This window comes from Pseudomonas sp. FW305-96, from assembly GCF_058783825.1.
This window is the reverse complement of record NZ_JBYSYW010000012.1, coordinates 1-13474: the sequence shown is the minus strand read 5'-3', so window position 1 is coordinate 13474 and position 13474 is coordinate 1. Positions and strand designations below refer to the sequence as shown.

6 protein-coding genes are annotated in these 13474 nt (G+C 65.9%); 3 read left to right on the top strand and 3 right to left on the bottom strand.

All coding sequences use genetic code 11. The annotated features are described in order from the left end of the window. The first annotated feature begins 62 nt into the window (after positions 1–62). Positions 63–7457, top strand: coding sequence for an Ig-like domain-containing protein (locus tag AC3WL2_RS11440; protein ID WP_102684139.1), 7395 nt, complete (start codon positions 63–65; stop codon positions 7455–7457). Positions 7458–7520: 63 nt separating this feature from the next. Beyond that, complete coding sequence (locus tag AC3WL2_RS11435; RefSeq protein ID WP_102684138.1) at positions 7521–9017, top strand: TolC family protein; 1497 nt, start codon at positions 7521–7523, stop codon at positions 9015–9017. Between the two features lie 32 nt (positions 9018–9049). Here the strand turns inward: AC3WL2_RS11435 and cysC are convergent, their stop codons facing one another. Genes cysC through AC3WL2_RS11420 form a run of 3 tightly spaced genes read right to left on the bottom strand, consistent with a single transcriptional unit; the run spans position 9050 to position 11560 of the window. Further along, a complete protein-coding gene (cysC, locus tag AC3WL2_RS11430; RefSeq protein ID WP_102684137.1) occupies positions 9050–9625 on the bottom strand; it encodes an adenylyl-sulfate kinase in 576 nt (191 codons plus the stop codon). A 56-nt stretch (positions 9626–9681) separates the two neighbouring features. Continuing rightward, positions 9682–10698, bottom strand: a complete 1017-nt coding sequence (locus AC3WL2_RS11425) for a hypothetical protein (protein ID WP_256582559.1) — start codon at positions 10696–10698, stop codon at positions 9682–9684. After that, positions 10688–11560 carry a LysR family transcriptional regulator gene (locus AC3WL2_RS11420; RefSeq protein WP_102684136.1) on the bottom strand — a complete coding sequence of 291 codons (873 nt, stop codon included), beginning with the start codon at positions 11558–11560 and terminating at the stop codon, positions 10688–10690. Before AC3WL2_RS11420 ends, AC3WL2_RS11425 begins: the two co-directional genes overlap by 11 nt. A gap of 151 nt (positions 11561–11711) precedes the next feature. Between AC3WL2_RS11420 and AC3WL2_RS11415 the strand changes: the two genes are divergently transcribed. After that, positions 11712–13268: an MFS transporter gene (locus tag AC3WL2_RS11415; protein WP_102684135.1), complete on the top strand. Its 1557-nt coding sequence runs from the start codon at positions 11712–11714 to the stop codon at positions 13266–13268. Positions 13269–13474: the final 206 nt, after the last annotated feature.

Here is a 13474-nt window from a genome sequence, read left to right as displayed (position 1 = left end):
ACAGGCCGTCCTCATTGCAGGGACGGCAGGCATAAGCAGCCGCAGGGCTGAGCGAGGGCATCATGGCATTCTGGAAACGCGGTAAAGACACCCACACACCCAACGTTTCCGCGAGCCGGCCCAGTCTCATCCAGGCCCTGGAACCGCGCATGATGTTCGACGCCTCGGTGGGCGTGGTCGCCGATCAGGGGGCTCAGGCGGTCGAAGCCGCCGCAGCCGCCACCGGAGGCAAGGACACCAGCGCCGCCAGTGATGCGGCCAGTACCCGCGATAACACCGCCCACGAACCGGCCCATCAGGCGGCACCGGCCACCGCGCCGATCTCCCAGGCTCCGGGCAATCATGAAGTGGTATTCGTCGACTCTGCGGTAAGTGATTACCAGAAACTCATCGCCGGCCTGCCTGCCGGGGTCGAGGTGGTGGTGCTGGACAACGGCAAGGATGGCTTCAAGCAGATCGCCGACTATCTCAATGGCCGTAGCGACGTGACTTCAGTCGATATCATCAGCCACGGCGACAGCGGCTATGTGTACCTGGCCGGCAATGCCATCTGGGCCAACCAACTGGCCAGCCATGGAACCGACCTGGCGCGCATCGGCGCCAGCCTGGCCCCAGGCGGCGATATCCGCTTCTTTGCTTGCAACACCGGCGCCGGCAGCGATGGCCAGATGTTCGTCAACGAGGTGGCGCGGCTCAGCGGTGCCGACGTGGGCGCCTCGGCCGACTCGACTGGCAACCGCGCTGGCGAGGACTGGGAACTGGAGACCGTTTCCGGCGCGGTGGCCACTGGCGTGGGCGTGCAGCGCGGCGACCTGTCGGCATTCAATACCTCGCTGGCGACCATCACCGTCACCAGCAGCAATGCGTCACTCATCGCCAACGATGGCCAGGTATCCCTGGCCGAAGCCATCCAGGCCGCGAACACCGACACTTCGGTAGATGGCTCCGCCGCGGGCAGCGGCAACGACATCATCGTGTTCCACCAGAACCTGAAAGGCGGGACCATTCGCTGGTCGTCGGCCACGGCGCTGGCGGTGACCAGCAACATCACCATCAACGGTGATGTCGACGGCGACGGCAAGGGCGACATCATCCTCAGTGGCGACGTCAACAGCAACAACATCCGCGATGCTGGCGAGGCCTCGGGCCTGCAAAGCAACGGCGGCGGTGTGCTGACGGTGCGCAACCTGGACATGCGGCATTTCTCCGGCAACATCACCGGTGGGGCCATCCGCGCCAATGGCGGTTCGATCACCGTCGAGGATTCCAACTTCCAGGACAACGCCGGCACCGTGATCAACTCGGCGACCACCCTAGGCTCCACGGTGGTGGTACGCAACACCACGATCCATGACAACAATGCGAGCATCATCGGCGCCACCGGCATGTCGTCGCTGGTACGCCTGGGCGGCGCCAACAACCACGTCCTGGAAAACGTGGCGATCTACAACAACAGTGGGACCTACGCCGCCACTGCCACGGTCGCTGGCGCCTCGGTCATCGTGCTGAGCAATACCGGTGGCTCGGTCAGCATCGTCAACAGCACCATCGCCAACAACACCTACCTCAACACCAGCAGTGGCACCATCAACTCCGCCGGCCTGGGGTGGGCCACTGGCGGCGCCGGCACGGTGACGGTGCTCAACAGCATCATCAGTGGCAACACGGTCAACGGCGCTGCCCTTGATGCCGCCACCAACAGCGGCAGTGGCGGTGGCTACACCAGCACCACCAACCTGATCGGCACCCCGGTCAACTTCGTCAATGCCGCCGGCGGCGATTACCGCCTGGCCAGCACTGCCAGCAACGCCATCGACCAGGGCACCCAGGCGGGCGCGCCGGCCACCGACCTGCGCGGTTTCGACCGGCCCCGTGGCGGCGGTGTCGATATCGGTGCCTACGAGGTGCTGTACTCGGCGCCGCCGCTGGTCGACCTGGACACCAGCACCGGTGGTAACGACAGCACCGTCAATTTCGCCGGCTCCCCGGTGGTGATCGTGCCGAACATCAACATCAGCCAATCCGACGGCGATACCCAGGTCAGTGGTGCCACCCTGACCTTGGGCGGCGTGCTCGATGGCGGCAGCGAGACCCTGTCGCTCAGCGCCGGGCAGATCGCCACGGCGGCCAGTTACGGCATCACCATCAGCGGCTCGGGCAGCGCGGTGCTGTCGCTCAGCGGCGTGGCCACCCTGGCCCAGTATCGTGCGGTACTTGCCGCAGTGACCTATGGCAACGCCGCAGGGGCCTACACCAGCGGCACCCGTAGCGTGACCGTCAGTATCAATGACGACATGGGCAGTACTACCCGCACCGCTTCGGTGGTGGTCCAGCCACTCAATGCCGCGCCGGTGATCGGCAACCTCAACGGCGACAGCCAGACCTTCATCCAAGGCAGTGGCGCCGTGCTGCTCGACAGCGGCAGCAACGCCACGGTCACCGACAGCGACTCGGCCGACTTTGCCAGCGGAAACCTGACCGTGGCGGTCAGCGCCAACGGTGTGGCCGGCGAAGATCTGCTGGGCATCCGCAACCAGGGCAATGGCGCCGGGCAGATCGGCGTCAGCGGCAGCACGGTGAGCTACGGCGGAGTGGCCATCGGCACCTATACCGGCGGCACGGGCGGCGCCAACCTGGTGCTGACGTTCAACGGCAATGCCACGGCCGCAGCAGTCCAGGCGGTGGTGCGCAACCTCACCTACGACAACAGCAATGCCGCCAACAGCATCGGCCAGGCCACCCGCACCCTGTCGGTCACCGTCAACGATGGCGATGGCGCCACCTCCAGCGCGGCTTCGGTCACGGTGGCCATTCACGAGACGGTTCCGCCCACCGCCACCATCACCCTCAGCGACACGGCCCTGAAAGTGGGCGAGACCGCGACGGTGACCATCACCTTCAGCGAGGTGGTGAGCGGTTTCTCCAATGCCGACCTGACGGTGGCCAACGGCACCCTGAGCGCGGTGTCCAGCAGCGATGGCGGCAAGACCTGGACCGCCACCTTCACCCCGACCAACAGCATCACCAACGCCAGCAACGTCATCACCCTGAACAACGCCGGTGTCACCGACCTGGCCGGCAACGCTGGCGTAGGCACCACCAATTCGGCCAACTACAGCATCGACACACAGCGCCCGACGGCGACCATCGTGGTGGCCGACAGCAACCTGAGCATCGGTGAGACGTCCCAGGTGACCATCACCTTCAGCGAGGCCGTGACCGGCTTCACCAATGCCGACCTGACGGTGGCCAACGGCACCTTGAGCACGGTGTCCAGCAGCGATGGCGGGATCACCTGGACCGCGACGTTCACCCCGACCAACGCCATCACCGACGCGACCAACCTCATCAATCTGGACAACACCGGGGTGAGCGATGCCGCTGGCAACGCCGGCAGCGGCACCACCAACTCGAACAACTACGCCATCGACACCCAGCGCCCGACGGCGACCATCGTGGTGGCCAGCCCCACCCTGGCCATCGGCCAGACGTCGCTGGTGACGTTCACCTTCAGCGAGGCCGTGACCGGCTTCACCAATGCCGACCTGACGGTGGCCAACGGCACCCTGAGCGCCGTCTCCAGCAGCGACGGCGGGATCACCTGGACCGCGACATTCACCCCGAACAGCACCATCACCGACGCGACCAATGTCATCACCCTGGACAACACCGGGGTGAGCGATGGCGCTGGCAACGCCGGCAGCGGCACCACCAACTCGAACAACTACGCCATCGACACCGTGCGCCCGATCGCGACCATCGTGGTGGCCAACCCCACCCTGGTCATCGGCCAGACGTCGCTGGTGACGTTCACCTTCAGCGAGGCCGTGAGCGGTTTCAGCAATGCCGACGTGACGGTGGCCAACGGCAACTTGAGCGCGGTGTCCAGCAGCGACGGCGGGATCACCTGGACGGCCACCTTCACCCCGTCAAGCAACATCACCGACACCACCAACCTCATCACCCTGGACAACAGCGGGGTGGCCGATCTGGCCGGCAACGCCGGTAGCGGCACGACCGACTCGAACAACTACACCGTCGACACCCAGCGCCCGACGGCCACCATCGTGGTCGCCGACAACAATCTCACCGTCGGCGAGACCACCACGGTGACCATTACCTTCAGCGAGGCTGTAACCGGCTTCACCCTCGCCGATCTGACGGTGGCGAACGGCAACTTGAGTGGGCTTTCCAGCAGTGATGGCGGCATCACCTGGACGGCGACGTTCACCCCTTCGGTAAACGTGCAGGACGCCACCAACGTGATTGCCCTGAGCAACAGCGGGGTGGCCGACCTGGCTGGCAACGCCGGCAGCGGTACCACCAACTCCAACAACTACGGCGTCAGCACCATGCAACCCACGGCCACCGTGGTGGTAAGCGATGCGGCGCTGCGCATCGGTGAAACCTCACTGGTAACCATCACGTTCAGCGAGGCGGTGAGCGGATTCACCAACGCGGACCTGACCGTGGCCAACGGCACCCTGAGCGCGGTCTCCAGCGCCGACGGCGGCATTACCTGGACGGCCACCTTCACCCCGACCGGCAACATCACCGACAGCACCAACCTGATCACCCTCGACAACAGCGGCGTGGTCGGCCAGAGCAGCGGCAATGCCGGTACCGGCAGCACCGACTCGAACAACTATGCCATCGACACCCAGCGCCCGACGGCGACCATCGTGGTGGCCGACAGCAACCTGGCCATCGGCGAGACGTCGCTGGTGACCATCACCTTCAGCGAGGCGGTGAGCGGATTCACCAATGCCGACCTGACCGTGGCCAACGGCACCCTGAGCGGGCTGAGCAGCAGCGATGGCGGTATCACCTGGACCGCGACCCTGACGCCGACCGCCGGCATCACCGACACCTCCAACGTGATCACCCTGGATAACAGCGGGGTGACGGACACCGCCGGCAACGCCGGTTCCGGCGCCACCGACTCGAACAACTACGCCGTCGACAGCCAGCGGCCAACCGCCACCATCGTCATGGCCGACAGCGATCTACGCGTCGGTGAAACCTCGTTGGTGACCATCACGTTCAGCGAGGCGGTAGCGGGCTTCACCAACGCTGACCTGAACTTGCCCAATGGCACCCTGGGCACGCTGTCCAGCGTCGACGGCGGTATCACCTGGACCGCCATCTTCACGCCGAGCAACGGCGTGCAGGACGCCACTAACCTGATCGTACTGAACAACACGGGCTACACCGACCTGGCCGGCAACAGCGGAACCGGCACCACTTCATCGGCCAACTACACGGTCAACACCGTCGTCCCCACCGCCACCGTCGTGGTTGCCGATACGGCCCTGCGCGCGGGCGAGTCGAGCCTGGTGACCATCACTTTCAGCGAGGCGGTGAGCGGCTTCACCCTGGCCGACCTGACAGTGGCCAATGGCACCTTGAGCGGGTTGAGCAGCAGCGATGGCGGCATCACCTGGACCGCGACCCTGACACCTGGCAACGGGGTCGAGGACACCAGCAACCTGATCACCCTGGACAACAGCGGCGTGGTCGCGGCGTCTTCGGGCAACGCCGGCGTGGGCAGTACCGATTCCAACAACTACGCCATCGACACCCGCGTTCCCAGCGTGACCAGCGTCGGTGGCCCGGCGGGGGTGTCCTACAACGCCGGCGACTCGCTGGTGTTCGTGGTCAACGCCAGTGAAGCGGTCCAGGTCACGGGGGCGCCGCGCCTGGCGCTGGACATCGGCGGGCACACGGTGTTTGCCGAACTGGTGGCGGGCGCCGGCACCTCGACCCTGGTGTTTCAGTACATCGTCCAGGCCGGTGACAACGACGCTGACGGCATCACCGTGACCGGCCTTGTCGCCAATGGTGCGACCCTTGTCGACGCCGCGGGCAATGCCATGGACCTGACCCTCAATGGCGTGGCTGACACCCACCAGGTGCTGGTCGACACCCAGGCGCCGAGCGCGGTCGGCATCGTCACCCTCGACCCGTCGCCGAGCAACGCCCAGAGCGTGCGCTTCACCGTGACCTTCAACGAGCAGGTCAATGGCGTCGATCTCAGCGATTTCAGCCTGGTCGGCACCGGCTCGGCCAGCGGCACGCTCAGCGGCCTGCAAGCGCTGGGCGGTGGAGTCTATGTCATCACCGTCAGTGGTGTGCACGGCACCGGCACCCTGGGCCTGAACCTCAATGGCAGCGCCACGGGTATCACCGATGTGGCCGGCAACGCCTTGGTCGGTGGCCTGACCGGCGCCACGTACAACATCGACCGCGACGCCCCCACGGTGGGCAGTGTCGGCGTGCCGGTCGGCGTCCCCTATAACACGGGCGATGTGCTCACCTTCGTGGTCAGCACCAGCGAGGCGGTGATGGTCGACGGCGTGCCGCGGCTTGCCCTGGATGTCGGCGGGCGCACGGTTTACGCCGATTTCGTGGCCGGCTCAGGCACGCCGACGCTGGTGTTCCAGTACCAGATCCAGGCCGGCGACAACGATGCCGATGGCATCCAGGTGCTTGGCCTGTCGGCCAATGGCGCGAGCCTGCACGATGCGGCCGGCAATCAACTGACACCGGCGCTGAACAATATTGGCGACAGCCACGGGGTCATTGTCGACAGCACGCCACCCGGCGTGGTCTCGATCGTGGCGAATCCGTCGCCGACGCCGGGCAGCCAGTCCTTCACCGTTACCTTCAGCGAAGACGTCAGCGGGGTCGACCTGGGCGACTTCGAACTGCTGGCCAGTGGCAACGCCAGTGGCACGCTTCAGTCGCTGGTACGCCTCGACGGCCATACCTGGCAGGTCAATGTCGCAGGCGTGGCGGGCAGTGGTGGCCTGGCCCTTGGGCTCAAGGCCAGTGGCACCGGCATTCGCGATGGCGCAGGCAACGACGTGGTCGGCGGCTTCGCCGGGCAAAGCGTGACATTGCAGTCTACCGACGGTGATCCGGAATTCCGCGCATACCCACCGGCGCGCCCGGGCCAGGCCAGCCCAGGCACGCCGGTGGTGATCGCACCGTTGCCGGTAACGGCGCCGTTCCAGTCGCCGCTGCTGCCACAGCCGCTGTTCGAGGTGCCGACAACGGGCGGCGGGCTGCCGACCTTGGGCAATCTGTTCATCCAGAACGGTGCGCTGGCGCCGAGCTACCTGGCCCAGGTGTTCGCCGGCCAGCACGCTGACAGCGGTATCGGCAATGGTTCGGGGGCCGGTTTCCTCGGCTTTGGTGGTGGTGACGCCAACGTGTTCGGGGCCAGCAGCCTGGCCAACATCTTCGACAAGACGCTGCCGGATGACGGTGGCCAGTATGAACTGAGCGGTGGCAAGCCATTCCGCCAGGGGGCAGAGGCAGGGGCGGGCAAGGGCCTGACCGGGGCGCCGACCCTCGGGCAGCAGTTGCAGGCCTTCCAGGAGGGGGAGCAACGCCAGGCCAGGCAACTGGCGCAGGTGTTGGGGCAGGTCGAGGTACCCGTGCCGCAGGCCTGAGCCGGCGCACGCGAGCAATCCAATTAGAAGAAAAGCAGTGCCGTACCAAGGGGGCGGACAGGGATGAGCAGAACATCGAGGATTTTTGCGGTAAGCGTACTGGCACTGGCGGTAACAGGGTGCGCGGTCAAGACCCAACCCATCGACCGCAGTGTCAGCGAGCAGCGGGCGCGGGCGGACCTTGCCAGCATGTTCAAGGGCCAGGAGGCCTTGCATGGGCCGCTGACCCTGCACCAGGCCATGGCTCGTGCGGTCAAGTACAACCTGGAGGCACGCCTCAAGATCATGGAAGAAGCCCTGGCCCAACGCCAGGTCGACCTGGCCACCTTCGACATGCTGCCGCGCATGGCCCTGTCGGCCGGTTACGCCGGGCGCAGCAACGTCAGCGCATCAAGCAGCCAAAGCGTGCTGACCAATACCCAATCCCTGGAGCCATCGACCTCCCAGGACCGCGACCGCGACGTGGCCGACCTGACCATGGTGTGGAACGTGCTCGACTTCGGTGTCAGCTATGTCAGCGCCAAGCAACAGGGCGATCAGCGCCTGATCGTCCAGGAGCGCCGGCGCAAGGTGGTGCAGACCATCATCCAGGACGTACGCTCGGCCTACTGGCGGGCGGTCGCCGCCGAGCGCTTGCTCAAGCAGATCGACGCGCTGATGGTGCGGGTCGAGCAGGCCCGGGACAACAGCCAGCGCATGGGGGACCAGCGCATCGGCGACCCGATCCAGGCGCTCAACTACCAGCGCTCATTGATCGAGGCCACCCGCCAGCTGGAGGAACAGCGCCGTGCGCTGTCGCTGGCCAAGACCGAACTCGGCGCGCTGATCAACCTGCCGCCGGGTAGCGAGCTGACCCTCGCCGCCACTGACGACTACAGCGTGCCGGAGCTCAAGGTGGGCCTCGAAGCGCTGGAGCAGCAGGCCCTGGCCACGCGCCCCGAATTGCGCGAGCAGGACTACCAGGCCCGCATCAGCGCCGCCGAGGTGCGCAAGTCGATGCTGCGCATGCTGCCGGGGCTGGAGTTCTCGGCGGGTGGGCACTACGACAGCAACAGCTTCCTGACCAACCAGCACTGGGCCGATTATGGCGTCAAGGTCACCTGGAACCTGTTCAACGTGCTGTCGGGGCCGGCGTCCATCGACGTCGCCAAGGCTGGCGAACAGGTGGTCGAGGCGCGTCGCCAGGCGATGTCGATGGCCATCCTGGCCCAGCTCTACGTGGCCAATGCCAATTACAACGAAGCTCGCCGCCAGTTCGCCACCAGCCAGCAATTGGTCGCCCTTGACCAGCAGATCGTCGAGCAACTGCGCAATCGCCACCAGGCGCAGGGCATTGGCGAGCTGGAGCTGATCCAGGGGGAACTGAATGCGCTGCAGGCCGACCTGCGCCGCGACCTGGCCTATGCCGAGCTGCGCAATAGCTATGGCCAGGTGTTCGCCAGCGCCGGGCTCGACCCGTTGCCACAGACCCTGCCGTCCGGCGAACTCGCCGACATTGCCCAGGCCCTGGGTAATAACGAGGCACGCTGGCAGCGTGGCGATATCGCCCCGGGCAGTTGAGTGCAACCAGCAGGCGCGGGGTCAGCCTGCGCCTACTGCGGTTGGTGCAGTACCCGCTGCTGTACGTACGCCAACAGTTGCGCCGTGGCTATCGCCAGCGGCACTTGTGTCGTCTCCACCACCAGCTCCGGGCGCTCCGGCACTTCGTAGGGCGCATCGATCCCGGTGAAGGCCGGTAGCTCTCCCGCTCGGGCGCGGCGATACAGGCCCTTGGGGTCGCGGGCCTCGCAGGTGGCCAGATCAGCCTTGACGTGCACTTCGTGGAAGCCCGCCTTGCAGGCCTGGCGCGCGGTGGCGCGTCCGGCGCGATAGGGTGAGATCAACGCGGTAATGCAGATCAGCCCGGCATCGGCAAACAGCGCCGCCACCTCGGCGGTGCGGCGGATGTTTTCATGGCGATCCTCGGGCGAGAAACCCAAGTCGGCATTCAGCCCTGTGCGCAGTACATCACCGTCGAGTACATAGCAGCCATGTCCCAGCTCGTGGAGCTCTCGGGCCAGGGCCTGGGCCAGTGTCGACTTTCCCGCGCCGGAGAGTCCGGTAAGCCAGATGACCGCGCCAGCTCGGGCACGTGCCGGTGGATGTTCATCGCTTCCTGCGTGATGCACCTTGGACGTCTCCGAAAGGGGGAGGGCCCGAGTGTACTGCGCGGCGTGGTGGAATGTCAGTGGCCGGGGAACAGCAACTGCGCAACGCCTGGATCGGTCAGCAGGCAGGCGGGGTCATGGCCGATACCCGGCAGTACGTGCTGACGATGCGCGAGCGTAATCGACCAGCGCTGGGCAAGAAAAGCCTCGTAGCGCAGGTAGTTGAGTTGCCGCTCGACCCGGTCACGACCCTGGGCCTGGGCTGCACAGCTGCGGTCCATGATCCGGCTGCGGGGGTGGCGGTCGCGTTCGCCGACCAGGTAGGTCACGTCGCGTGCGGCGTAGCGGCTGAGCACCTGGCGGGCATCGAGATGCTGCGTGGCGAAGTAGTCCGGTGCGCCCGGCAGGCCATAGCGGTAACGGTCGTAGTCAGCGCACTGCGCGGCAGGTAAAGGGGCGAAGCCTTCGCCAAGGGGGCGGTTGGCATCCAGGTACAGGTAGGTGGAAGGGCTGGCGACAATGTAGCGCACATGGATGCCAAGGGCGCGCAGCGCCTGGTCGCCCGTGCCGAGCAGCGTATAGCGCTGCAACAGTTGGCCGCCGGCGGAATGGCCGATCAAGGTGATGTCTTCAAGGTGTGGAAATCGATGACGATCGGCAAGGTAGGCGAGAAGGTCGTCTAGCACGGCGAATGCTGAGATGCCGGAGCGTCCGGCCACGGACTCGTGGCCCTGCAACCATTGGCTTTTCAACCACAAGGGCGGAGTGGGCGTTGTCTGGGGATCGTCTTCGCTGAAGAAGCGGGGGGCCAGCAGCAGCGTGTCGTCCTGGGGAAGTCCCGCATTGCCGAGCAGGGTCAGGCCGCTGCGATAGTAGTGGTCGGCATCACGGTGCACGCCATGGAGCACGATCACTGCATGTTGGACCGGCAGGCGGGTGTCGAGCCTGGCATTGGCATAGGTGAAGAAAGGGTAGGGCGCAGGCTTGCCCAGCGCCATCGTCTGCATGGCGTCGCCGGCCCACGTGGGCCAGGCCAGGCAGGCGAGCAGCGCCAGCAGTGCCCGAAAGCCAGAACGTAGGTGATCATTCGGCACCTTGGCGCACTCCTTCTATATAGCGCAGCACTGCGGGCGACTTTTCGAAGCGGCGGTGCACCAGGCTCAGCCATGAACTTGCCTGGGCGTCGGCGATGGGCCGGTAGTTGACCTGGGGCAAACTGATGCGCTGGACCACCGAAGCCGGTACCACGGCCACGCCCTGGCCCAGTGACACCAGGGTGAGCACCGCCACCAGGCTGCCCGGTTGCGGCCCCAGGCGCGGGGTGAAACTGCCCTGGCTGGCAATTGCCAGTGTGCCGGAGATCTGCTCGGGCAAGATGAAGGTTTCGTCGGCCAGGCGTGAGGCCGGGATGGTCTTCAGTTCGTTGAGACGCGAGCTGGCCGGCAGCGCCAGGACGAAACCTTCCTGGTGCAGGGCGATGGCATTCAGGCTCTGCGGCAGCTCCATCGGCGAGCGCAAGTAGGCGAGGTCGAGTTGGCCCTCGTCGACAAGAGAGGGGAGCTCGAGCATGGGCACTTCGCGAATGTTCAGCTGTATGCCGGGATAAGCCTGGGCAAACCGACTGACCTGTTGCTGCAGGGTGCCGGAGTAAGCCGCCGAGGCAACGTAGCCGAGTTCGATCCGCCCACTGTCGCCGCGACCGGCACGCTGCGCACCCAACTGTGCGGCGTCGAACTGCTGCACCGCCTGTTCGGCCTCGGTGAGCAAGGCCTGGCCGGCGGCGGTGAGGCTTACCTCGCGCTGGCTGCGTTCGAACAGCCGCACGCCCAGCTCACGCTCCATGTCCTGGATCTGCCGGCTCAGGGTCGGCGGGGCGATACCCAGTTGTTCGGCGGCGCGGGTGAAGTGGCCGTGGCGGGCGACGGCAAGGAAGTAGCGGAAGTGACGTATCTCCATGGGGCCTCGTTAGCCAGGCGCTAATGACGCGGGACGTGCTGGCTAACAAGCCGGGCGCCCTGCGGCGTTATGGTTGAGGCAACACTACAAGGCTGGCGTCGTGGCGGTAAAGCGGCGACGACCTGCCTGCTCTCTATGACGGAGCCTTGCCATGCCTGCAGCCGCCTCACCACGCTTCACCCTGTTCACCGCCTCGGCGGTGTGCGCCGTGATCATCCTCGACACCAACATCGTTGCGGTCAGCCTGCCCAGCATTGCCCGCGACCTGTCCGGCTCGTTCAGCGACATCGAATGGGTGGTCAGTGCGTATTTGCTGGCGTTCGCTGCCTGCCTGCTACCCGCTGGCAGCCTGGCCGACCGCTTCGGCAGGCGGCGCATGCTGCTGCTCGGCCTGGCGCTGTTCGGCGCTGCCTCGCTGGCGTGCGGCGCCGCGCCGAGCCTGTTGTTCCTTGATCTTGCCCGCGCAGCCAAGGGCATCGGTGCCGCGTTGTTGCTGACTGCCGCGCTGGCCGCCATCGGCCACCGTTTCCATGCGCCGCAGGAACGCATGCGGGCCTGGGCCTTCTGGGGCGCCTGCATGGGCGCGACCATCACCTTCGCGCCGCTGCTCGGTGGGCTGATCGCCAGTACCTTGGGCTGGCGCTGGATCTTCTATATCAACCTGCCGCTGGTGATCGTGCTGGCGGTCATGGTCGTACGCAGTATCGAGGAGTCCCGCGACGGTTCGGCGGCGCGGTTCGATCCACTGGGCAGTCTGACTTTCGCCGGTGGCCTGGGCTACCTGATCTGGGCCTTGATCGACGCCAATCGGGTCGGTTGGGATAGCGCCCCCACACTGGGGCGTCTGCTGATCGCCGCGTTCCTGCTTGGCCTGTTCGTGATGGTCGAGCGCAGCCAAGCGCGGCCAATGGTCGACCTCGGCCTGCTGCGCAGCGGGCGCTTCATCGGTGCCTTGCTGGGAATGTTCGCCTATGCCGCCTGTGCGCAGGTGATGATGACTTTGCTGCCGTTGTACCTGCAGGGCGGTTTGCAGCTCTCGGCCCTCGCCGCGGGCGCGGGCATGCTGCCGTTCGCCGTGGCCATGCTGCTGACGCCTCGGCTGGGCATGCGCATGGCTGCGCGCCTGTCGCCGGCCCAGGTATTTGCATTGGGGTTGGTCCTGGTCGGGGTGGGCAACCTGGCCTGCGCCTGGGCCACCGGCCAGGGTAGCTATGCCGCGTTCGCCCTGGCCAGTGTCGTGCTGGGTGCCGGAGCGGGGCTGCTCAATGGCGATACGCAGAAGAACATCATGGCCTGCGTGCCGCGTGAGCGCACCGGTATGGCTTCGGGGCTAAGCACCACCACGCGCTTTGGGGCCATCGTCCTCGCCATAGGCATTCTCGGCGGCATCCTTGCGGCGCGCAGTGGGCAACTGCTGCGCGATGCCCTGGCGATCCAGGCACCCGAGGCGTTGGGTGCGGCGGGGGAGATGGCCACGCGGGTGGCGGCGGGGGATCTGCAGGCTGCGTTGGCGTTGCTTGACCCAAGGCTGAGAGAGGTGGCGGCACCCCTGGCGCGCCAGGCGCTCATCGGCGGCTTCGAGGCGGTGCTGTGCAGTGCCGGTGTCGCGGCGCTGATCTTTGCGGTGCTGGTGGGGGTACTGCTGAACAAGCCCTTGCCGATCGGGGAGGCTCTTCATCAGCCTGAACCGGACATTGCAAATATATGAAATTAACGGTTGACGGGGTTTCAGATCCCCTTATAATGCGCCCCACTTCCAGCGACATCGGATCGAAAAACTCTTTGAATATCAATGAGTTGATTGTTTGGAAAGGTTCCGGAAGTGCTTCGGTCATCTGATCGGCAGCGGTGAAAAAGGCAGTTGACAGCAGGTTGTAACGCTGTATGATTCGCCTCCCGCTACGAGAGATCGCA

What these genes read in the sequence shown, in the direction of transcription:
- AC3WL2_RS11440 (WP_102684139.1), top strand. Translation starts at nt 63, where the DNA reads ATGGCATTCTGGAAACGCGGTAAAGACACCCACACACCCAACGTTTCC.
- AC3WL2_RS11415 (WP_102684135.1), top strand. Translation starts at nt 11,712, where the DNA reads ATGCCTGCAGCCGCCTCACCACGCTTCACCCTGTTCACCGCCTCGGCG.
- AC3WL2_RS11435 (WP_102684138.1), top strand. Translation starts at nt 7,521, where the DNA reads ATGAGCAGAACATCGAGGATTTTTGCGGTAAGCGTACTGGCACTGGCG.
- AC3WL2_RS11420 (WP_102684136.1), bottom strand. Translation starts at nt 11,560, where the DNA reads ATGGAGATACGTCACTTCCGCTACTTCCTTGCCGTCGCCCGCCACGGC.